The organism is Frankia sp. BMG5.60 (assembly GCF_059428125.1).
On the sequence record NZ_CM182091.1, the window covers coordinates 4,537,951 to 4,559,643 of the forward strand.

Sequence of the window (21,693 nt, forward strand, 5' to 3'; positions counted from 1 at the left end):
AGGTCCGGGTCGGGAGGTCCGGGTCGGGAGGTCCGGGTCGGGAGGTCCGGGTCGGGTCGGGTGGTCCCGCCGGGGGTGACGTCAGGCGGCGCGGTCGGGGCGGCGCATTCGCGGCCGTGGCCGCGGTGTGCGGCGGTGCGCGAGCCGGTCGGTGCGGCGCAATCGCGCGGTAACCGGAGGGATCAATGGACGGAAACGGCGGCCCCGCACACTGCCCCAGCAAGTCGACGACGGGAGATCACATGTTCCACCTGGGGTGGTTCGTCGGGGGCGGATTCGGCCCGCAGGCCTGGAACAGCCAGTGGTCGGGAACGCACGGCGCCGAATGGACGCGGGGCGATTTCTACGCCGAGCTGGCCCGATCCCTCGAACGAGCCTGTTTCGACTATCTCATCCTCGAGGACGGCCTGATGATCACCGACGCGTATCGGGGATCGATGGAGGTCGACCTGAAGTACGCCTGGGAGTCGCCCCGACTGGACCCGATGGCGGCGGTCGCGGTGATGAGCCAGGCGACCTCGCGGATCGGCCTCGTGGCCACCCTGTCGACGTCGTTCTACCCGCCGTTCATGGCGGCCCGCATGCTGGTCTCCCTCGATCATCTTTCCGCCGGGCGGGTCGGGGCGAACCTCGTCACCTCGAGCAGTCACCGCTCGGCCCAGAACTTCGGCTTCGACGAGCACTTCGAGCACGACCTGCGCTACGAGATGGCCGACGAATGGATGGAGCTCGTCGACCGGCTGTGCGCGTCGTGGGAACCGCAGGCCGTGGTCGCGGACCAGCAGGCCGGCATCTTCGCCGACTTCCGCAAGGTGCACACGGTGAACTTCGCCGGCCGGTTCCACCGCAGCCGAGGGCCGTTGAACGCCCCCGCCGGCCCGCAGGGACGCCCGGTCATCTGCCAGGCCGGTGGCTCCCCGGCCGGCCGGGAGTTCGCCGCCAAGCACTCGGACACGATCATCGCGGTGCCGCACGGCATCGAGGGGATGAAGGCGTACCGGGAGGACGTCTCGGCCCGGATGATCCGCCACGGCCGCAAACCGGCCGACTGCAAGGTGCTGTACCTCGTCAACCCGGTCATCGGGGAGACCGACGACCAGGCACGCGAGCTGCTGGCTCACCGGCGGGCCCGCCAGCGCAGCCCGGAGGTGATGGAGACGGTCCTCGCCCAGATGTCGTACTTCAGCGGAATCGACTTCGCGCAGTTCGATCTGGACGGCCCCTTCCCCGACCTGACCGGCCGGGTCAACGGCCACCAGAGCTCGATGACCCGATTCGCGAACGCCGCCGCCGGCCGGACGCTGCGCGAGACGGTGATGGACCACGACACCGTCGAGTCGGTCGAGCTCGTCGGCTCGCCGGACACCGTCGCCGCGCAGATGGGCGAGGTGATGGCGGAGGTCGGCGGGGACGGGTTCCTGATCGCCACGCCGGTGCACCGCCGCGTGGTCGCCGAGATCGCCGACGGCCTGGTGCCCGCGTTGCAGCGCCGCGGCCTCATGCGGACCTCCTACCCGCACGAGCTGTTCCGGGACAACCTGCTCGAGTTCTGAGTCAGCCGCCCGCGGGGGTCGCGGCCGGGCCGACTCCGCGCAGCAGCAGGTCGACCAGCGGCGTGACGTGCGCGGCGAGAGCGGCCCGGGCGGCGGCGCGCTCGTGGGGCGGCATCGCCAGCGCGTGCATGAGCACGCCGCCGAACAGGCCCTCGAGCAGCGGCCGGCCGTCGACCCCCGCCGGCAGCTCGCCGCGACCGATCGCCCGGTCGACGATGCGCTGGGCCGCGTCGGTGTGCTTCGTGACGATCCGTTCGTGGAAGCCGCCCAGGTCGAGGGACTCGACGGCGGCGTCCACGGCGATGCGCACCGTCACCCAGCCCATCGGGTCGAGGAAGTGGGCCAGCAGGCTCGACGCCAGGGCGAGCACGTCCCCGGGCAGCGAGCCGGTGTCGTGGTCGACGACGAGCGGGCGGGTGTAGGCGTCGATCGCGTCGACCAGGAGCTGTTCCTTGGTCGGCCACCGCAGGTACATCGACGACTTGCCGACCCCGGCGCGCCCGGCGACGGCGTGCATGGTGAAGCCCGCCCAGCCGGATCGGGCGTACTCGGCCAACGCCGCGTCGAGGACCCGCGCCTGCAGGTCGGGGTCCCGGGGCCGCCCGCGCACGGCCTGCCCCGTCGTCGTCTGCACCATCGGTCTCCTCGTCCCCCGTCCGCCTGCGTGCCGCCCGCCGCCAGCGTGTCGCCTGCCGCCAGCGGTGTCGCCCGCCGTCCGCGGTACCGCCTGCCGCCAGCGGTGTCGCCCGCCGTCTGCGGTCCATCATCGCGCGGCGGCCGGCGGCGACCCTTGCGGACGCTCCGTGTCCGCAATAACGTTTGTGACCTGCGCTACACCGAAGTCAGGAATTGCTTTCCGGAAGGAGTGTCGGATGGGCACGCTCGACGGCAGGACCGCCTTCATCACCGGAGTCGCCCGCGGGCAGGGGCGGGCGCACGCGGTGCGGCTGGCCCGCGAGGGGGCCGACATCATCGGCGTGGACATCTGCGCCGACATCGCGTCGATGGACTATCCGAACGCCTCGCCGGCCGATCTCGCCGAAACCGTGGAGCTCGTCGAGAAGCTGGGCGGGCGAATCGTCGCCCGCCAGGCGGACGTGCGGGACTTCCCCGGGCTCTCCGCCGCCTTCCAGGAGGGGTTCGCCGAGTTCGGCCGGGTGGACATCGTCATCGCGAACGCCGGCATCATCCGGCTGTCGCCGGAGGAGGACCCGTTCACCGAGTGGCAGGACGTCATCGACACGAACCTCACGGGCGTCTTCAAGACGGTGCGGGCCGCCTTACCGGCGCTGATCGAGGGCGGGCGCGGTGGGGCGATCGTCCTGACCAGTTCCAGCGCGGGCCTGAGAGGAACGGGCAGCCCGGCCGCGGGCCCGCAGGCGTACACGGCGGCCAAGCGCGGCCTGGTCGGGCTCATGCAGGTACTCGCGAACGACCTGGCCAAGCACTGGATCCGGGTGAACACGATCCACCCCACCGGCGTCGCCACCGGAATGACGATGAACGAGTCGATGGCGAAGCTGCTCGCCGAGTCGGACAACGCCACCGCCGCGATGCAGAACGCGCTGCCCATCGAGATCCTCCAGCCCGAGGACATCTCCGATGCGGTCGCCTGGCTGGTCTCGGACGCCGCGAAGTACATCACCGGCGTCGCGCTGCCGATCGACGCCGGCTTCGCGGTGCGCTGAGCGAACCCGTCCCCGCGGCCGGCTGACCGGCCACGGCCCGCCAGCCCGCCGCCGCGGGGGGCATCCCATTCGCGGCACTCATCCAGCTCACACCGGCCGCCTGCAATCATCTCCCCTCATGGATGGTCGCCGACTGCCGTCGTTGCCCGTCGAACGGGACGACGCCTGCCTCCCACCGCCGCACGCCGCACCCCCGCGCCGGCCGGACGCCGCGTGAGGCGGACTCCCCGCTCGGCGGGGCCGGACGAGTCCGTGCCGCCGGCGGGCGCCGTGCCCGCACCGGCGGCGCCGCCCGGGTCCCGGCCGGCCCGCCCCGCGGGTGCCGTCGACCTGCCGCGGACGCTGGTGGTGGCGGACAAGTTCCCCCCGGTCCTCGGCGGCATCCAGACTTTCGCCTGCCACCTCACCGCCGGTCTGCCCGCCGACCGGGTCGTCGTCGTCGCGCCCGCGGCGCCCGGCGCCGAGGAGTTCGACCGCACGCTGCCCTTCCCGGTGGTCCGGGCCGGTGAGCGGATCCTCACCTCGCCGCGGTCCCGGCGCCTGCTGCGCTCGCTGGTGCGCAGCGAGGGCTGCGACGCCGCCTGGTTCCCCACCGCCGCGCCGTACGGGATGCTCGGCCCGACGCTGCGCGAGGCGGGGGTCACCAGGGTGGTGGCGTCCAGCCACGGGCACGAGGTCGCCTGGTCCCGGCTGCCGGTGGGCTGGTCGCTCGTGCGCACCGTCGCCGCCCGCGCCGACGTGCTGACGTACCTCACCGCGTTCACCCGGCGCCGGCTGGTCGCCGTCTCCCCGCGGGGCACCACCCTCGCGCGGCTGACCGGCGGCGTCGACACCCGCCGCTTCCGGCCGGGCGCCGGCGGGGCCGACATCCGCCGAGCCCTGGGCTGGTCGGACCGCCCGGTCGTGATCTGCGTGGCCCGGATGGTGCCGCGCAAGGGGCAGGACACCCTCATCCGCGGCTGGACCACCGTGCGGCGCCGCCACCCGGGGGCCCGGCTGCTGCTCGTCGGGCAGGGGCCGGCCGAGGGCCGGCTGCGCCGCCTCGCCGGGCAGGTGGGGGTGGCCGACGAGGTGCACTTCGCCGGCGCGGTCGGTGAGGAGGAGCTGCCCGCCTACCTCGACGCCGCCGACGTGTTCGCCATGCCGTCGCGCACCCGCTGGCTCGGCCTGGACCTGGAGGGGCTCGGCCTGTCCTCCCTGGAGGGGGCGGCCAGCGGGCTGCCCGTCATCACCGGCGCCCAGGGCGGCGCGCCCGACGTCGTCCTGCCCGGCCGCACGGGCGAGGTCGTCGACGGCCGCAACACCACCGCCGTGGCCCGGGCCGTCGTGGAGCTGCTCGACGACCCCGACCGGGCCGCCCGGATGGGCCTGGCCGGGCGGGAATGGATGCGCGAGGCATGGAGCTGGGGCGGGCTCGCCGGACGCCTCGCCGGGCTGCTCGCGGGCGGCTCGGGTGCCGATCTCGATCCGGTCACGCGACACTCTGGTGAACCGTCACGGACGCGTCGCGGAACTCTGGGCGAGGACGTGTCGGGGACCATCACTCCGGATGGCATCATCCCGGACGGCATCGGGACAGACGGCATCGGGACAGACGGCATCGGCACGGACGGCATCGGGATGGACCGGGTCGACGTGGCCCAGGGCCACGCGGACGCCAGGACGGGAGGACCGTGATGCGCCAGATACCGGAGGCGTCGGCGGCGGGCGGCGGGGCGTTGCCCGCGCCGGCCCTCAGCGCCGCCCCGGCCCTCAGCGCCGCCCCGGCAGTGGTCATCGCCCGGACCGGCTCGGCCGCACCCACGCTGCCGGGCGGGGACCTCGTCCTCGCCGGTCCGAGCGCGGGTGCGGCCGTGGCCGTCGCGCCCCGTCGCGGCCGGTTCTGGCTGGTTCGTCCGCTGCTGGCCTGCGCGGCGCCGCTGGTGGCGGTGGTGTGGCTGGTGCGGTCGTGGTCGACGGTGCGGACCGGCATCGACGCGCTGGCCAGCGCCCATCCGTTCTGGCTGGTGGGCGCGGTCGCCGTCGCCCAGCTCACCTGGGTCGCCGGCGCGGCCTGCCAGCAGGGGACGGTGCCGCGGTCGCTGCCGGTCCGCCGGCTGCTCGCCGCCCAGGTGGCGGGCAGCGTGGCCAACCACGTGCTGCCCGCCGGGTTCGGGGTCGGCGCGGTGAAGCTGCGTTTCCTGCACCGGCACGGCTTCTCCCTGCGGGAGTCCCTGACGGCGGTCGGCCTCGACGCCACCGCCGGGGTCACCACCCATCTCGCCGTGCTGGCCGTCCTGCTGGCCGGGGGATTCCTGCCGGTGGACTCCGCCCGGCTGCCGGACAGCGGCCCGGTGGCCCTGGGCATTGCGGTGGCCGCGGCGGCCGTCGCCGTCGCCGCGCTGCTGGGCTGGCTGGTGCCGGCGGCCCGGCGGGTGGCGCACGGGGTGTGGGCACGGGTCGTCGACCATCTACGGTCGATGCGCTCCACGATCCGCTCACCCAGCCGAGCGGCGATGTTGTGGGGCGGCTCGGCAGCCATCCCCCTGCTGCACGCCGCGACCCTGTGGGCGATCATGCGTGCGCTGCACCTGCCGCTCGGCGTCGGGGCGGTCTTCGCGCTGTACTTCGCCGCCAGCGCCGCCTCGGCTCTGGTGCCCTCGCCGGGCGGCTTCGGCTCGCTCGACGCGGCCCTGACCGCGGCGATCATCGCCGCCGGGCAGTCCCCCGCCGTCGCGCTCGCCGCGGTCCTGGGCTACCGGCTGGTCACGGTGTGGCTGCCGATGGCGCCCTCGGCCTGCGTGCTCGCGCTGATGGTCCGCCGCGGCCACCTGTAGCGGAGCGGCGAGGCGGGCGGGACGCTAGCCGCCGACGCGCGGACCGTCGGACCGCGCGGGACCGGCCGCCGCGGCATCGGGTTCGGTGCCGCTCGGGCCCGGGGACCCGGCCCCGTCCGGCGCGGCCGGCTGGTCGGCGAAGGCCGCGCCGGTCTCCCGCAGCGGCACCTCCTTGAGCAGCAGGGACAGCACGAAGGCGATGACCAGCACGGCGGCGCCGACCAGGAAGGCGACCGTGATCGCGTTGGTGAAGCCGACCTTGAAGGGGTGGGTCAGCGCCGGGTCGAGGCCGCTGAGGAACGAGGTGTCGTTGAGGCTGCCCGAGCCGCCCGAGGACGCGGAGCCGAGCGCCTTGAGCTGGTCGGGATGGCTGCGCGCGGCCGCGTCGAACGCCGCCGTGCCGCGCGCGTCCGCGTAGGCGGAGGTGATCCGGGAACCGACGATCGAGTACACGATCGACAGGAACACCGCCACCCCGAGGGTGCCGCCGAGCTGCCGGAAGAACGTCGTCGAGGATGTCGCCACCCCGATGTCCCGCGGCGGTACGGCGTTCTGCATCGCCAGGACGATCGTCTGCATGTTCAGGCCAAGCCCGGCGCCGACGACGAACATCGCCAGATCGATGTAGACGAGGCTGCTGTCGGCCGACAGCCGCCACAGCAACAGCATCCCGACGACGAGCAGCGCCGAGCCGATCACGGGCAGGATCTTGTATCGGCCGGTCCGCGCGGTGATCTGCCCGGCCACGAGCGAGAGCAGCATGATGCCCAGGACCAGCGGGAGGGTGAGCAGGCCGGCCTTGGTCGGCGAGTTCCCCTTGACGAGCTGCAGGTAGAGGGGGATCAGGGTGATCCCGCCGAACATGCCGATCCCGATGATCGCCGACTGGGCGGATCCGACGGCGAAGACCCCGTTGCGGAACAGCCGGGGCGGCAGCAGGGCATCGTCCTTCGCGCGCCGCTCCGCGACCACGAACGCGGCGATGCCGACCAGCCCGATCGCGTAGCAGGCCAGCGAGGAGCCCGCGCCCCAGCCCCACTCGCGGCCCTGCTCGGCGACGATGAGCAGCGGCACCAGGGCGACGATCAGCGTCAGGGCGCCGGGGTAGTCGATGTGGTGCTCGCGGCGCTCGTGGGAGATGTGCAGGACCCGTGCGACGACGACGAGCGCGCCGATGCCGATCGGCACGTTGATCAGGAAGATCCACCGCCAGCCGGCGACGCCGAGCAACGTGTCCTGGCCGGCCAGCGCGCCGCCGACGACGGGCCCGAGGACGCTGGACGTGCCGAACACCGCCATGAAGTAGCCCTGGTACTTCGCCCGCTCCCGCGGCGGGATGATGTCGCCGACGATCGCCAGGGCGAGGGAGAACAGGCCGCCGGCCCCGATGCCCTGCACCGCCCGGAACGCGGCGAGCATGTACATCGACGTCGCGAAGGTGCACAGCGCCGAGCCGGTGATGAACACGGCGATCGCGAACAGGAAGAACGGCTTGCGCCCGTAGAGGTCGGACAGCTTGCCGTACAGCGGGGTGGCGATCGTCGAGGTGATCAGGAAGGCGGTGGTGACCCATGCCTGCGCGGTCAGCCCGTGCAGGCTCTCGCCGATCCGGTAGATCGCCGTGGAGACGACCGTCTGGTCCAGCGCCGCGAGGAACATCCCCAGCAGCAGGCCGGAGAGGATGACCATGATCTGGCGGTGCGAGTAGCCGCCGTGGGCGGTGGGCCCGGCGGCGTCCGTGCCACCGGCAGCGTCCGTGCCACCGGCAGCGTCCGTGCCACCGGCAGCAGTGGCTTTCCCGGCAGTGGAGGTCATGCGGGTGTGTCTCCTCTCGACCTGCCGGTCGCGGTCCGGGTCGGCGGGTGCCACGACGGCGCCGGCCGCACCGGATCCACTACCGGAATGCTCCTCCCGCGGGCGTTAAACCACGTTCCGCCCACGACGCTTCTGGCCATCCTGCCCCTCGCGGTGCCCACCGTCCCGCGACCCGGCGGGACAGCCGCGTCGGCCGTCCTGCCGGTCTCCCCGATCCCGACTGCCTCGCCGATCCCGCCGGTCCGACCGGTCCGACCGGGTCCCGGCCAGTCACACGGAGCTCGGCCGGTAGAGGCGGGCGTAGGCACCGCCGTCGGCGAGCAGGTCGCGGTGGGTGCCGTCCTCGACGACGCGGCCGTGGTCCATGACGTAGATGCGGTCGGCGTCGATCACCGTCGACAGCCGGTGGGCGATCACCAGGCAGGTCCGGCCGACGGCGAGCCGGTCCAGCGCCGTGCGTACCGCGGCCTCGGAGACCGTGTCCAGCGCGGACGTCGCCTCGTCGAGGACCAGCACCTGCGGCGACTGCAGCAGGACGCGGGCGATGGCGAGCCGCTGGCGCTCGCCGCCGGACAGCCGGTAGCCCCGCGCGCCGACCCGGGTCGCCAGCCCCTCGGGCAGCCGGTCGAGCAGGGCGGACAGGCTGGCCGCGTCGAGGGCGGCCCGCAGCTCGTCGTCGGTCGCGTCCAGCCGGCCGTAGCGGAGGTTCGCCGCGATCGTGTCGTGGAACAGGTGCGGGTCCTGCGGGACCACGCCGATCGCCGCGTGCAGCCGGGCCGGCGGGATCGTGTCGAGCGGGACGCCGCCGAGCAGGACCCGGCCCCGCTGCGGGCGGTGCACCCCGCTGGCCAGGTAGGAGATCGTCGTCTTGCCCGCGCCGCTGGCGCCGACGACGGCCGTGGTCGTCCCGGCCGCGACGCGCAGCGTCACCCCCCGCAGGTTCCAGGACGGATCGTCGGGGCCGGGGTGCTCGTGCGCCGCGGCGTCCATCGCCCGTGCGGGCCCCGGCACGGCCTGGTCGTAGGCGAACCACACGTCGTCGAGCGTCAGGTCGAGGCCCACCGGCACCGCGTCCGCGCCGACGCGCGGGTCCACTGCCGGGGCCCGGGGCACCGCGATGGCGGCCGGCGGCCCGGTGAGCATCGTTGCGGCCTCGTCCTCGGGCACGTCGAGCAGGGCGAAGATCCGCCGGAAGGAGGCCCCGGCGCCGGCCAGTTCGGAGCGCAGGTCGACCGCGGAGGACAGCGGGCCGAACGACACCAGCAGCGCGCCACCGAGGGCGGCGACCGTGCCGAGCGTCGTCCGCTCGGAGGAGACCAGCCAGGCGCCGAGAGTGACCACGGCGGTCATCGTCGCGACGATGCCGAGATTGACCAGAAACCGGACCCGGGAGGTGAGCCGGGCCTGTTCCCGGGCGGCGGCGAGCAGCTCGGCGCCGGCCGCGTCGAACCGCTCCCGCTCGTAGTCGACCCGGTCGAACAGCCGCACGTGCAGCGCCCCGGACACCGACGCGGTGTCGGACACCTGGGCCATGAGCTGGCCGTCGAGCTCCCGCTGGCGCTGCGACAGCGCGGCCAGGCGGCGCCGCCCGGACCGGATGATCACCAGGGTGGCCGGGGCGAACACCATCACCGCGAGGCTGAGTCGCCAGTCCAGCGCGAAGACGACGGCGGTGCCGACGACGATGTCCGCCAGCCGGCAGATGACCGCCTGCACGGTCGCGGAGATCGCGTTCTGGGCGGCCAGGACATCCGAGGACATCACCGTCATCACCTCGCCCTGCTGGCTGCGGGGGAAGAAGGCGAACGGCAGCCGCTGCAGGTGGGCGTTGACGGTCTGGCGGATGCGCACTGAGACGACCCCGCCGAGCCGGGCGATGAGCGCCATCCGCAGGGACAGCACGGTCGACTCGAACACCAGCACCGCGCACAGCAGCAGGACGGGGACGGCGAGGTCGCGCACCCGACCGGTCGGCAGCGAGATGTCGATGAGGTGGCGCAGGATGAACGGCCCCGCGGCGACCGCGGCCGATCCGAGCACGGACAGGCCGACGAGAGCGGCCACGACCCGCCCCTGGTCGGCGAAGAAGCGCTCGCTGCGCCGGGCCTCGGCCGCGCCGGTCAGCCGGGCGAGCACGCGGGCGTGCAGGACAGTCACTTTCGACGGGACGGGCGGCGGCTGACTGGGCACGGGGAGAGGCTATGCGGCCGCGGGCGGCGGGCCGCAGGTGGTGGGCGGCGGGCCTCGGGCGGCCCGAGGCGGCCTCACCGCAACCACCCGCAACGACAAGCTTACGTTCTGAAACTTAGGGAACACAGTCCGTGACTGCTCTGTGCGCGGACGCCCCTGCCCACCCGGCTGGTCCCCACGGCCACGACAAGCCCGGTCAGCCGGTCGCTCAGGCCGTCCGGCCCCGCGACGCCATCCATCCACGCGACGCCATCCATCCACGCGATCCACCCGTCGGTCGGGTCCGCGGACGCGGGCCAGAGGGGGGAACCCATGAGTTGGTCCCGCACGCCACGTCGGTGCCCATCTCGCGCCTTCGTCCTGGCCGCCACGCTGACGGCGGCGCTGGCCTCGCCCGGCCTGCTCGGCACGGGCGCCGCCGCGACACCGACCGGCGCCCCGGGCGGCCCGGCGCCGACGGGCAGCCCCGCCACCGCGAGCCCCGCCACCGCTAGCGCCGCCACCGCGAGCCCCGGCGCTTCAAGCTCCGCTGCTTCGAGCCCCGCGGGCGGCGGCTGCCCGTCCTACCCGTCGACGGCCGGCCCGCTGGGTAGCTGGGAGACCGTCACCGCCCTGCCCGCCCCCCGCGCTCACCTCGCCGCCACCACCGGCTGCGACGGGCGGATCTATGCGATCGGCGGCCAGCAGACCGCCGGGGTCGCGGGCGGAGCCGGCGGCGCGTCGGGTTCGGCCACCGGCTCGCCCACCCAGAGCGCCTCCCCGTCGAGCGCCTCTGCCTCCCCGACCTCGACTCCCTCCCCGACCTCGACTGCCTCCCCGACCTCGACTGCCTCCCCAACCGCGACGTCCACCTCGACGCCGACCTCCACCTCAGCTCCGACCTCGACCCGGACGGGGTCGCAGACGGCCCCGACCACGGCGCCCGCAGGCGGTCCGACCACCAGCTCGACGATCATCCCGGGTGCGTTGACCGGCGAACCGACGTTCGGCCCCTTGTCCAACGCGCCGAACGCGCCCGGCGACAACGGCGCACCGCCCTTGACCGACTCGCCCACCGGCACCGACTCACCCACCAGCACCGACTCACCCACCGACGAGTCGTCGGTGACGCCGAGCACGTCGGCCACGCCGAGCGGGTCGCCGACCGGCACCGGCTCGCCGAGTGCGGCGCCCGGCGCGGCCGTGCCGCCGGTGGGCACCGTCCAGGTCTTCGATCCGGGCAAGAACGCCTGGACGAACGCGGCCGACCTGCCGACCCCGCGGACGCATCTCGCCGCGGCGACCGGCACCGACGGCCGGATCTACGCGATCGGTGGCCGATCCGGTGCCGCGAACGACCCGACGGACACCGTCGAGGTCTACAAGCCGTCCGATGGCACCTGGACGAGCGGGACGGCGCTGCCCAAGCCGATGGGTGAGCCGCGGGCGGCCCGCGCGGCCGACGGGAAGATCTACGTCCTCGACGGCGACACGCTGGCCATCTACGACCCCGACGCCGCAAGCTGGACCACGGCGGACGCGCCGCCGACCCCCGTCACGGCGCCGGTCCTCACCGCCCTGCCCGACGGCCGCATCCTCGCCGCCGGTGGCAGCGCGGCGAGCGGCGCCTCGTCCGGCGTGTACGCCTACACGCCCGGCACGGGTGGCAGCGGATCCTGGACCCAGGTGTCCGACCTGCCGACCGGGGTGACCCAGGCCGCCGGCGCCACCGGGCCGGACGGACGGGTGTACGTCGTCGGCGGCCGGGACGCGGGCGGCGACGTCACCGACGCGGTGCAGGTCTACTCCCCGGACGACGACCAGTGGACCGCCGGCCCCACCGGTCCGGCCGCCAAGCGGGCGGACGCCGCCGCGACCACCGGCGGTGACGGCCGGGTGTACGTGCTGGGCGGCACGGCCGGCGGTGACGCCCTGGACACGGTGGGGGCCCTGAGCGGGTAGGTCCCCGACCCACCTGGGTGGGGCGGTCGGCACGGCGCCGGCCGCCCCACCCTGCGTCAGGTCGGCGCCGTCGCCGCCGCCTGAGCGCGCCGGCCGCAGCGGAGGGATGACCGCGATGAGCGCGAAGCTGTCGGCCGCCGACAGCCACCGGTCGCCAGCCCCGGCCACCGGAAAGAGCGGGTCACCGGTACCGGACGCGGTAGGCGACCCAGGCGGGGGCGCCGGCGGCCAGCGGCAGCCAGAACGACACCAGCCGGTAGGCCAGCGTCGACACCGCGGCGGCCGCCGCCGGCACCCCGGCGAGCGCGAGGGTTCCGGTCAGGCCCGCCTCGACGAAGCCGAGACCACCGGGCGTGATGGGAATCATGGCGAGGACATTGGCGGCGACGTAAGCGAGCAGCACGAGGGAGACCCGCGGATGTTGGCCGGCCCCGGCCAGCGCCGCGAGCAGCGCGAGGTAGTCCAGCCCCCACTTGCCGGCCGCGGTCAGCACGGCCCCGGGCCAGCGGCTCCCCAGCGAGCGGACCACGTCCGTGCGCCGGGCGACGAGCACGTCGGGAAGGTCCGCGGGCACCGACCGCCGGGCCAGCCGGGCCAGCCAGGTGACCGCCCGAGCGAGCAGTCGGACCGTCGTGTCCGACCGCGCGAGGACCACGCCGACGATCACGAGCAGCGCGAACGCCAGCCCGCCGGTGGTCGCGATCGCGGTGAGCCCGGACGGGGCCGGCTGGCCGAAGGTGATCACCGGCAGGACGACCAGGGGCAGGCCGAACACGATGCCCGTGGTCACCATGGAGGTCGCGGTCAGCGCGAAACCGGCGGCGGCGGGATCGCAGCCGCCCCGGTTCAGCATGCGGAACTGCACGGCGCCGCCGACCGCGATCCCGCCCGGCACGATCCGGCTGATGCTGTTCGAGACGAGCTGCGAGGTGACCGAGAGGAACCAGCTCAACCCGCTGATCGCGATCCGCTGGAGCTGCCAGACGCAGGCGAAGCTGGCCGCCTCCAGCAGCACCATCGCCGGGTACCACAGGGGCTGGAACGCCCGCAGCCGGGGAAACGCGGAGAACACCGCGAGGAGCTGCGGCATGAGCAGGTACAGCGCCACGCCGGTCGCGGCGAGCGGGACGACCCGGCCGGCCACCCGGGCCCAGCCGAAGCCGCCCGGCACGACGTCGCCGGCGGAGAGCTCGGTCCCGGCATCCGACGGCTCCACCGACGCGGTCGGACGTTCCGCCGAGGCATCGGGATGGTCGCCGGCGGCCTCGTCCGGGACCGGCAGGAACGGCTCGTCCGGGACCAACGGGTGCGGCTCGTCCGGATTCGGCGGGAACGGTTCCTCCGCCTCGGGTCTGCCCGCCGACACGGCGGCCACCTCCCCTCGAACGCCATGCCGGCCCGTCCCCCGGTACCCGCCAGCGCAGCCCAGCCGGTGACCATCACGCCACCAACGGCGTGACCATCTCGGAATGCCCCGTCACCTTACGCAGCCCGCCACTGGCGGCCGGCGTGGTGTTCCGCTCTACCGCGGGACACCATCCGATCCCACCCTGCCCACGGATCTAGGCTGTCCTCATGCATGCTGCCGCAGCGGGGGGTAGCCGCGGCGGGCCGCGGCGCGGCGCGCTGCACGAGGCCGAGATCGTGGGCGAGGCTCTGGAGATCATCGGGGCGGACGGGGTGGAGGGCCTCACCATGCGCCGCCTCTCCGACCGCCTCGGCGTGGCGGTGGGCGCGACGTACAAGCACGTACCGACGAAGGAACACCTCCTGCGCCTGGTCACGCTCGAGCTCTACGCCCGGGTCGGCGCGTGCGAGCCGACCGGCGCGGACTGGAGTGCCGGCATCCGGTCGTTCCTGCTGCGTTTCCGCGAGGTCGTCGGCGCCTACCCGGGGATGGCGGGCCACATCTCCGCGCACGTCGCCGACCCGATGCCGCATGGGCTCTACACGTCCCTGAACGGGACGCTGCGAGAGGTCGGCTTCACCCCGATCGGCGCGGACCGGGTGGTGCGGGTCCTGTTCTTCTACACCTCCGGGGCCATGCTGGCGCCGCTGACGCCGGACGAGCACGCGGACGCCGAGTTCGCCGCCGGGCTCGACCTGGTGCTCGACGGCGTCCACCGGTCCCTCGAACGCGACCGCGCCGCCACCGCCTGATCCGGACCAGCCTGATCCGGACCAGCCTGATCCGGACCCGCCCGAGCGAAACCAGCCGAGCCGTTATCAGCCGAGCCGCCGCCGTCAGCTCACGGCCGGGTGTTCGTCGCGGGGGAACGCCCGCTGGAAGGCCTCGGCGACGCGGAGGACCAGGTCCTCGCGGCCGTGCCAGGCCGCGATCTGCAACCCGACGGGCAGGCCGTCGACGAAGCCGCAGGGCACCGTCACCGCGGGGAACCCCAGCCAGTTGAAGATCATCGTGTGGCTGCAGTACACCGGGGCGAAGCTGCCGCCCGGGAAGGTCGGGCCGTCCACGGTCCAGGCACGCTCCCACTCCTCGACGGGAGCGGCGATCCGCTGCGCGGTGACCGACAGGATGACGTCGTAGCGCCGGAACAGGCGCTGGAAACGCTCCCAGTTGCGCGCCCGCGACTGCGCCTGCTCGCGGTAGAGCACCGGGTCCAGCGCCGGCAGCGGGGCCGAGTTGGTGCCGACCATGACCTCGTAGACGGAGGGCTCCACCGTCCAGCGCACGGTGCCCCGCTCGGCGCGGTCCTCCCAGACCTCCTCGGTCGGGTCGACGGTGGCCCCGAGGGTGGCGAGGCTGTGCGCGGCCGCCCGGGCGACGTCGATGATCCGCGCGCTGTCGGCGGTGGCGTAGGTCGCGGCGAAGCCGAAGTCCTCGGTCCACGCCATCGACATCCCCTCGACACCCCGGTCGAGGGCCTCGACCGGATCGGGGGTGTCGTCCTGCAGGCACACGTAGTCCCGTCCGTCGCCGCCGCTCATCGCACGGGTGAACAGCGCCGCGTCGCGGACATACCGCGCCAGCGGCCCGTAGCTGGCGGTGAGCAGCATCGTCGGCTTGTCGTAGTTGACGTGGGGGATGAGCCCGCGCGAGGTGTGCAGGCCCACCACCCCGGAGTAGGCGGCCGGCAGCCGGGTCGAGCCCCCGCCGTCCGAGCCGATGGTCACCGGCAGCAGCCGGGCCGCCGCCGTCGCGGCGCCACCGGAGCTGGACCAGCCGGGGACCCGGGTGGTGTCCCACGGGCTGAGCGCCTCGGCGTCCCAGTTGAACGGACTGAACACACCGGGGCGGTCCCGGGCGAGCGTCAGGTCGGCGCCGGCACCCATCATCGTGTTCGTCCCGATGATGATCGCCCCGGCCCGGCGCAGGCGCTCGACGCAGATGTCGTCGAAGGTCGACACCACGTCCGTGCCAGGCTGGACGTAGCGCAGCCCCTCGACGCGGATGTGCGACTTCACCGACGTCGGGATCCCGTGCAGCGGCCCGAGGACCTCGCCGGTGGCCACCGCCCGGTCGGCGCGCCGGGCCTGCTCGCGGGCGCCGGCGCGGTCGACCTGTTCGAAGGCGCGCAGGGTGGGGTTGAACTCCTCGATGCGGCCCAGGAAGTGCTCGGTGACCTCCACACAGGACACCTCGCGCTTGCCGATCAGTTCCCGGATGCGCCACGCGGGCAGCCAGGTGAGTTCCTCGCTCATGCCGATCGTCTCCTCGTCGCCGTGGGCGGGTGTCGTGCCGTGGGCGGGTGTCGTGCCGTGGGCGGGTGTCGTGCCGGACTGGGTCAGGCGGTGCCGTGGGCGGGTTCGGGGGTCTCCTCCCGCACGGCGTCCCCGACGCCGTCGGGCCCGGGTCGCATGACGTCGCCCGGTCCGTCCGGGGCAGGTCGCGCGCCGTCGGCGCGGAAACGGGCGGTGCCCAGGTAGGCGTCGACGACGGCCGGCGTACCGCTGATCTCGGCCGGCGTGCCCGCGCCGATCAGCACCCCGAAGTCGAGCGCGTAGACGCGGTCGCAGGTGCGCAGCACCATGTCGACGTTGTGCTCGACGAGGAAGACGGCCATCCCGCGCTCGTCCGCGAGCCGGCGCAGCACCGCGCCGAGCTCGCGGGTCTGGGCGTCACCGAGGCCGGCCGCCGGCTCGTCGAGCAGCAGGACGCTGTGGCCGCCCGCCACGGCACGGGCCACCGCGAGCATCCGCCGGTGGGCGTAGCCGAGATCCTGGACCGGCGTGTCGAGGAACGGCGCGAGCCCGAAGTCGGCGACCGCGGCCCAGCCGGCGGGGGTGAGCCGGCCGCGGTCCGGGACGACCAGGTTGGTGACGTAGGCGAGGCTGTCCCGGCGGTCGCAGGCGCTCTGCAGGTTCTCCAGGACGGTGAGGTCCTCGAACAGTTCCAGTGACTGGAACGACCGGCCGAGCCCCGCCCGCGCCCGCCGTTCGCGGCTCCAGCCGTCGATACGCGTCTCGCCGAGACGCACCTCGCCGCCGGCCAGGGTGGTGAAACCGGTGATCGCGTCGATCGTCGTGCTCTTGCCGGCGCCGTTCGGCCCGATCAGGCCCACGATCTCGCCGGGGCGAACGCGCAGGCTCAGCTCGCGCAGCGCGGCGACACCGCCGAAGCGCACCGACACCTCGCGCAGCTCCAGCGCGAGCGGCGGGACGCGATGCTGCTCGCGGCCCACCGCGCGCCCCGCCCCCCCGACCTCGGCCGCCGACAGTTCGGACGCCGACGATTCGGGTGCCGACGATTCGGGTGCGGGGGTGGTCGCCCGCCGCGCCCGCGACTGGAGCCCGGGCAGCCGGGGAAGGCGCTCGGCCACCAGCGCGCGCAACCGGTCGTCGGCGCGACGGCGCAGGAACACCAGGCCGTCGGGCGCGGAGGTCAGCATGAACAGCAGCCCGACCCCGCTCGCCAGCGCCAGGTAGAGCGCGACCTTCGCACCGAGGAAGCTGAAGATCTGCTGGCCGAGCGTGTTCGGGGCGAACGAGCTGCCCACCAGCGGCCCCGTGGTGGCCCCGACGCCACCGAGGACCGCGTTCTGCAGGGCCGTCACCGACTGCAGGCCCGCGAAGGCGCCGAAGCTCGGCACCGGATCGTGGAACGCCAGCAGGATGCCACCGAGGGAGGCGATCATCCCACCCAGGACGAAGGCGTAGAGCTTCGCGCCGACCACGGAGATGCCGAGCGCCGCGGCGGCGCGCTCGTTGGTCCGCACCGCGATCAGCCGCCGCCCGGCGCGGGACCGGCGCAGGTTGACGATCGCCAGGGCGATGACGACGAGGACGACGAGCACGAGGCTCGCGTACCGCTTCGGGAAGGTCAGCGCGTCGACCGCCAGCCCGAACACGCGGATCCCGCCGACCTGGTAACCCTCCACCCCGCCGGTGTAGCGGGAGTTGCCGAACACGACGGCCTCCAGCGAGATCGCCAGTCCCAGGGTGAGGATCGCGAGGTGCACCCCGCGGGTGCGCAGCCCGCCGAGGCCGACCACGATCCCGACCGGAACCACGGCGAGGACGCCGGCGAGGGCGGCGAGCCAGAACGGCCAGCCGTGGTCGGCCACCAGCCAGGCCGTCATCAGCGCCCCGACCCCGGCGAAGCCGATCTGGACGAGGGAGACCTGGCCGGCGTAGCCCGTGACCACCACGAAGGACATCAGGATGATCGCGACGATCATCTGGAGGCCGAACGCGTTGACCCACGCGGCGGGCAGCAGCCACCAGATGCACACGACCGACGCGAGCACCGCGACTCCCGTCGCGAGCCGGTGGGGACGACCGGCGCCCAGCCGCGGCATCCGGCCGAAGCTGTCGCCCTTCCCTGCGGTCGTCCGCCCGCGGGCGAGCAGCACCACCGCGACGAGGACGAACGGGATGGCGGTCGCCAGACCGGGCGCGGTGACGTAGCGCGTCACCTCGGACTGCCCGATCCCGATCACCAGGCCCGCGGCGAGGGTGATCGGGAACGACGCGAACCGTCCCACCACCGCCGCGGCCAGCACCGGGATGACGAGGTAGGTGAGGTTCGCGGGCCCGAGTCCGGTGATCGGCGCGAGCAGGATCGCCGCGAGCGCGCCGAGGGCCGCGCCGATCGCCCAGTTCGCCGCCCCGATGAGATCCGGCGAGACGCCCAGGGCCGCGGCCGACCGGGAGTTCTCCGCCACCGCGCTCGTCGCCACGCCGAACCTGGTGAGCCGGTAGACGGCCCACAGCGCGGCGGTGAGCACCACGACGATGGCGAGGATGTAGAGGCGGTCCCGGCCGATCTGCGCCCCGAAGACGCCGACCGGTTCGATCGGCAGCATCGACGGGATCACCTTCGGCAGGTCCCCGTAGCGCAGCACCGCCACCGACTGCAGGACCACCAGCAGGGCGAGGGTCGCCACGATCCGGGCGAGGCCGGACGCCCCCCGCATCCGGCGCAGCACCAGCAGATGGAACGCCGTGCCGAGCACGGCGGCGGCGAGCAGCCCGAGGACCACCGAGAGGGCATCGGGCAGGTCGGCCCCGCGGCCCTCGAAGTACACGTAGGCGCCGACCATGCCCATCGCGCCCTGGGCGAAGTTGACCACGCCCGACCCGCGGTGCACCAGGACGAGTCCGACGGCGGCCAGTGCGTACAGCGCTCCGGCACCCACGCCGAGCGCGGCGAATCTGAATACCTCGGTCATCTCGATCCCCCGTGGATCACTTGGTCCGCAGGATGGGGGCGATGTCGTAGAAGTCGCCCTTGCGAACCGCCTTGCCCCCGGAGATCTCGTAGTTGATCCCGTAGTGGTTGAACACCCGACGGAACGACGGGTTGTCCAGCGGCTGCGAGGTCCAGGGCGGAACGACGCCCGCGAGGTCCACGCCGTGCAGGCCGTTCAGCGCGGTGGTGAGGGAGGCGGGCGTGACCTCGCCGGTGGTGGTGCGCAGCGCGGACCCGACGAGCCGCGCAGCGATCCAGGCGACGACGGCCTGCTCGGTGATCTTGGTCTTGGAGTCGACGGCCCGCGCGTCCGCCTGCACCTGCCCGATCCCGGTGGCGGCGGTGTCATGGGTGTTGAGCTGGCTGTCGACGACGATGAGGCCGTCGGCGAGGCTGCCCAGCGAGCTGAGGAGGTCCTCGTTGAAGATCGCCGAGATCCCGCCGATCGTGAGGGTGCGGCCACTCTGCCGCAGGGCGGTGAGCGCCTGCGCCGCTCCGCTCGGGACCAGGCTGACCGCCACGCACGTGGCGCCGGCGCCGGTCAGCTTGGCGACCGCGGGCGACAGGTCCGCGGCGTTGGCCGCGACCGGGGCCCGCGCGACCTCCTTGCCGCCCCGGGACTCGAACCCCCGCTTGATGTAGTCGATGAGGAAGTCCGAGCCGTCGAGGTAGACGATGCCGAGCTTGGTGCAGCCCGTCTTGGCCAGGCCCACCCCGAGGGAGACGTAGAGCGCGAACGACGAGCTGACCGGGAAGGAGTTGGGGCTCGTGTCGTCGCTGACCCCGACCACCGGGATGCCGGCCTTGGTCAGCGCCGTCTGGTCCTGTGCGGTGACGAAGCCCTGGATCACCCCGGCGACCTTCTCGGTGATCGCCCGCCGGGCGCAGATCTGATAGCCGCCGGACGTTCCCTTCGCGTCGCAGGTCTCGATCCGCACGTTGGGAAAGCCGCGGAGCACCCCGCGCGCCACCGGCACGACCTCCGGCACCTTGAAGGGAATGGTGCTGGTCAGGTCGCCGATCACCATGATCTTGGCACTGACGTTCGACGTTATGGCCGGCGGCGCGCTCGGCGAGCCACCCTTGCCGTCATCCGAAGACGATCCTCCGCATGCCGCCATTACTAGCGCGAGACATAATCCGACGACAATCGTCGCCGTGCGTAAATTCCTGCTCCCGACCATGTGCTCCCCACGGGTCCCGAACCTTACCAGAAGAGGTGTGAGCTGTTTCATACCGGGGCTACCGCTTGCTTTTTACCAGCTCGTATCCCGGTCCGCAAGTATTGGCGGAGCGCCTCGTAAGGCATTCCTGAAAGCAGGCAGCAGAAGGCGAAATAGGGTCGGCGCCTCGATCCGCTCCGGATATTCCACGGATCGATTTCTCGGCGGCATTCGGCGCCGTCGGGTGAAGGCCGGCGGGGGCACGGATGGCGGCCGGCGGGGCAGGCGGGGCAGGGCGAGGAGGCAGGAAACGAAGGGGCAGAGGGCGGGGTCAGGGGCGGGCCAGCCAGGTGGCGGAAGACGAGGGGCAGGCAGGGAAGGGGCAGGCAGGGAAGGGGCAGGCGGCGGCTGGGGGCGGCTGGGGGCGGCCGGCGGCGACCGGGGCCGGTCAGTCGCCGGGGGCGAGGGCGACGAGGTCGTCGTCCCAGGCGTGGTCGACGGCGGCCAGGTCGACGTCCTCGGCCGGGCGGGCATACCCGGAACGCTTGTGGAAGTGCGCGAGCAGGCGCGGGTCGACCTCGTGCTCGCCGAGCACCTCCTCGGGCCGCGGGCCGATGCGGGCGGCCGCGCGGGCCAGCGCCACCCGGTCGAGGCCGAAGACGTCGACGGCGTTCTCGCCGAGGATCGCCCGGGCCTCCCCCTCGGGCACGCCGGCGAAGGCGGCGCGGATCCAGTCGCGGGTGTTGGGCCAGGTCCCCTCCGGGTGCGGGAAGTCCACGCCGAACAGCAGTCGCCCCACGCCGATCTCGTGTCGCATCTCGATCTCGGCGCGGTGGGGCGAGGAGGGGATCGCCACGCAGTGCAGCCGGAAGTACTCACTCGGCGTCCGCTTCAGGGTTCCGCCCGGGCGGGCGGCGCGTTCGTCGAGGCGACGCAGGGTTGCCGGCAGCCAGTCGGCCCGCACCTCGGTCAGAGCCAGGCGCAGGTCCGGGAAGCGGTCGAACACCCCGCCCAGCATGAGCTGCCACATGGCCCGGCGCGGCCCCAGGTCGAGCTGAAGGGGCGAATCGGCGCGGGCGTCCATCTGCTCCCGCAGCCGCTGCTGCAGGTTCAGGTCGATCTCGCCGGTCCCGCCCATCGCCTCGTGCACCTGCCGCAGGAACGCCTGGAACTGGCCCTGGACCCCGCCCCACCCGGCGTGCACGGTCACCACCAGCCCTAGGCGGGCGCAGGCCGCCCAGAACGGGTCGTAGTACGGGTCGTGCAGCGGCGGCAGCGCGGGGTCGGCGACCATGCCGGGCAGCAGGACACCGACGAATCCGTGCTCGGCCACCCACGCCAGTTCGGCGACGGTCGCCGCCATGTCCAGGCACGGCCCCGCCTCCGCGATGCCGTAGAACCGGCCGGGCGCGGTGGCCATCGCGTCCGCCAGCCAGCGGTGGTAGGCCCGGGTGCCGGCCGCGCGCAGCCGCGGCGGGTAGGGGTTGTTCACAACGCCGAAGAACGGCAGCGTGCACATCTGGTGGCCCGACAGCAGCAGCTCGCCGGCGACGCCCTCGGCGTCAAGCTCACGTACCCGCCGGTCCAGGTCGAACGCTCCGAGCTCGCCGCCGGTGCGGATGGCCCGGCGGCCGTCGATCACCTCGAGGGTCTCGTCGGACGAGCCGCCGGCGGTGATCACGACGGACAGCCACTCGTCGTTCTCCGCCGTCAGGCGGTCGAGGTCGCCGAGGAACTCGGGCTCGATGTAGTCGCGGTAGGCCTGCGGGGGAGCTCCAGTGTGACCGTCGGCGGAGACGAGGACCAATCGCTGTCCCATGTGACTCACCTCATAGATCGAGTCCGCTCACCCTGCCCTTACCCCGCCGCGCTGTC

15 protein-coding genes are annotated in these 21,693 nt (G+C 73.8%); 6 read left to right on the forward strand and 9 right to left on the reverse strand.

The window, feature by feature from the left end; translation table 11 throughout:
* The first annotated feature begins 242 nt into the window (after positions 1 to 242).
* A complete protein-coding gene (locus AC5R91_RS18655; protein WP_495392633.1) occupies positions 243 to 1,553 on the forward strand; it encodes an NtaA/DmoA family FMN-dependent monooxygenase in 1,311 nt (436 codons plus the stop codon).
* Between the two features lies 1 nt (position 1,554).
* Here the strand turns inward: AC5R91_RS18655 and AC5R91_RS18660 are convergent, their stop codons facing one another.
* Positions 1,555 to 2,190, reverse strand: a complete 636-nt coding sequence (locus AC5R91_RS18660) for a TetR/AcrR family transcriptional regulator (RefSeq protein ID WP_495392634.1) — start codon at positions 2,188 to 2,190, stop codon at positions 1,555 to 1,557.
* Positions 2,191 to 2,425: 235 nt separating this feature from the next.
* On the opposite strand from AC5R91_RS18660, the gene AC5R91_RS18665 reads away from it, so the two are divergent.
* The 3 genes from AC5R91_RS18665 to AC5R91_RS18675 all read left to right on the forward strand — a co-directional run bounded on the left by AC5R91_RS18665 (position 2,426) and on the right by AC5R91_RS18675 (position 6,057).
* Positions 2,426 to 3,241 carry a mycofactocin-coupled SDR family oxidoreductase gene (locus AC5R91_RS18665; protein ID WP_495392635.1) on the forward strand — a complete coding sequence of 272 codons (816 nt, stop codon included), beginning with the start codon at positions 2,426 to 2,428 and terminating at the stop codon, positions 3,239 to 3,241.
* Between the two features lie 213 nt (positions 3,242 to 3,454).
* On the forward strand, positions 3,455 to 4,918 hold the full coding sequence (locus AC5R91_RS18670; protein WP_495392636.1) for a glycosyltransferase family 4 protein: 1,464 nt from the start codon (positions 3,455 to 3,457) through the stop codon (positions 4,916 to 4,918).
* Complete coding sequence (locus AC5R91_RS18675; protein WP_495392637.1) at positions 4,918 to 6,057, forward strand: lysylphosphatidylglycerol synthase transmembrane domain-containing protein; 1,140 nt, start codon at positions 4,918 to 4,920, stop codon at positions 6,055 to 6,057. The genes AC5R91_RS18670 and AC5R91_RS18675 overlap by 1 nt, the downstream gene beginning before the upstream one ends.
* 24 nt (positions 6,058 to 6,081) lie before the next feature.
* On the opposite strand, the gene AC5R91_RS18680 is transcribed toward AC5R91_RS18675, so the two are convergent.
* From AC5R91_RS18680 to AC5R91_RS18690, 3 genes are all read right to left on the reverse strand, one after another.
* A complete protein-coding gene (locus AC5R91_RS18680; protein WP_495392638.1) occupies positions 6,082 to 7,872 on the reverse strand; it encodes an MDR family MFS transporter in 1,791 nt (596 codons plus the stop codon).
* A 270-nt stretch (positions 7,873 to 8,142) separates the two neighbouring features.
* A complete protein-coding gene (locus AC5R91_RS18685) occupies positions 8,143 to 10,062 on the reverse strand; it encodes an ABC transporter ATP-binding protein (protein WP_495392639.1) in 1,920 nt (639 codons plus the stop codon).
* 665 nt (positions 10,063 to 10,727) lie between these two features.
* On the reverse strand, positions 10,728 to 11,261 hold the full coding sequence (locus tag AC5R91_RS18690; RefSeq protein WP_495392640.1) for a hypothetical protein: 534 nt from the start codon (positions 11,259 to 11,261) through the stop codon (positions 10,728 to 10,730).
* Here AC5R91_RS18690 and AC5R91_RS18695 point away from each other — a divergent pair.
* Complete coding sequence (locus AC5R91_RS18695) at positions 11,254 to 12,003, forward strand: Kelch repeat-containing protein (protein WP_495392641.1); 750 nt, start codon at positions 11,254 to 11,256, stop codon at positions 12,001 to 12,003. The genes AC5R91_RS18690 and AC5R91_RS18695 overlap by 8 nt on opposite strands.
* 181 nt (positions 12,004 to 12,184) lie before the next feature.
* Here AC5R91_RS18695 and AC5R91_RS18700 read toward each other — a convergent pair whose 3' ends face one another.
* A complete protein-coding gene (locus AC5R91_RS18700; protein ID WP_495392642.1) occupies positions 12,185 to 13,369 on the reverse strand; it encodes a lysylphosphatidylglycerol synthase transmembrane domain-containing protein in 1,185 nt (394 codons plus the stop codon).
* A 209-nt stretch (positions 13,370 to 13,578) separates the two neighbouring features.
* Between AC5R91_RS18700 and AC5R91_RS18705 the strand changes: the two genes are divergently transcribed.
* The gene (locus AC5R91_RS18705; RefSeq protein WP_495392643.1) at positions 13,579 to 14,163 is read left to right on the forward strand and encodes a TetR/AcrR family transcriptional regulator; all 585 of its coding nucleotides are present in this window, start codon (positions 13,579 to 13,581) and stop codon (positions 14,161 to 14,163) included.
* 84 nt (positions 14,164 to 14,247) lie between these two features.
* On the opposite strand, the gene AC5R91_RS18710 is transcribed toward AC5R91_RS18705, so the two are convergent.
* The 4 genes from AC5R91_RS18710 to AC5R91_RS18725 form a co-directional block, all read right to left on the reverse strand.
* Entirely contained in the window at positions 14,248 to 15,666 is a 1,419-nt protein-coding gene (locus AC5R91_RS18710) for an amidase (RefSeq protein WP_495392644.1), read from the reverse strand.
* Positions 15,667 to 15,749: 83 nt separating this feature from the next.
* Positions 15,750 to 18,635 carry an ABC transporter permease subunit gene (locus AC5R91_RS18715; protein WP_495392645.1) on the reverse strand — a complete coding sequence of 962 codons (2,886 nt, stop codon included), beginning with the start codon at positions 18,633 to 18,635 and terminating at the stop codon, positions 15,750 to 15,752.
* 16 nt (positions 18,636 to 18,651) lie between these two features.
* Positions 18,652 to 19,683: an ABC transporter substrate-binding protein gene (locus AC5R91_RS18720; RefSeq protein ID WP_495392646.1), complete on the reverse strand. Its 1,032-nt coding sequence runs from the start codon at positions 19,681 to 19,683 to the stop codon at positions 18,652 to 18,654.
* A 583-nt stretch (positions 19,684 to 20,266) separates the two neighbouring features.
* On the reverse strand, positions 20,267 to 21,637 hold the full coding sequence (locus AC5R91_RS18725) for an amidohydrolase family protein (RefSeq protein WP_495392647.1): 1,371 nt from the start codon (positions 21,635 to 21,637) through the stop codon (positions 20,267 to 20,269).
* Between the last annotated feature and the right edge of the window lie 56 nt (positions 21,638 to 21,693).

Excerpts from the sequence above, each read along its gene's own strand:
- AC5R91_RS18675 (WP_495392637.1), top strand. The coding sequence starts at position 4,918 with ATGCGCCAGATACCGGAGGCGTCGGCGGCGGGCGGCGGGGCGTTGCCC.
- AC5R91_RS18710 (WP_495392644.1), bottom strand. The coding sequence starts at position 15,666 with ATGAGCGAGGAACTCACCTGGCTGCCCGCGTGGCGCATCCGGGAACTG.
- AC5R91_RS18665 (WP_495392635.1), top strand. The coding sequence starts at position 2,426 with ATGGGCACGCTCGACGGCAGGACCGCCTTCATCACCGGAGTCGCCCGC.
- AC5R91_RS18680 (WP_495392638.1), bottom strand. The coding sequence starts at position 7,872 with ATGACCTCCACTGCCGGGAAAGCCACTGCTGCCGGTGGCACGGACGCT.
- AC5R91_RS18725 (WP_495392647.1), bottom strand. The coding sequence starts at position 21,637 with ATGGGACAGCGATTGGTCCTCGTCTCCGCCGACGGTCACACTGGAGCT.
- AC5R91_RS18705 (WP_495392643.1), top strand. The coding sequence starts at position 13,579 with ATGCATGCTGCCGCAGCGGGGGGTAGCCGCGGCGGGCCGCGGCGCGGC.
- AC5R91_RS18715 (WP_495392645.1), bottom strand. The coding sequence starts at position 18,635 with ATGACCGAGGTATTCAGATTCGCCGCGCTCGGCGTGGGTGCCGGAGCG.
- AC5R91_RS18660 (WP_495392634.1), bottom strand. The coding sequence starts at position 2,190 with ATGGTGCAGACGACGACGGGGCAGGCCGTGCGCGGGCGGCCCCGGGAC.
- AC5R91_RS18655 (WP_495392633.1), top strand. The coding sequence starts at position 243 with ATGTTCCACCTGGGGTGGTTCGTCGGGGGCGGATTCGGCCCGCAGGCC.
- AC5R91_RS18720 (WP_495392646.1), bottom strand. The coding sequence starts at position 19,683 with ATGGTGATCGGCGACCTGACCAGCACCATTCCCTTCAAGGTGCCGGAG.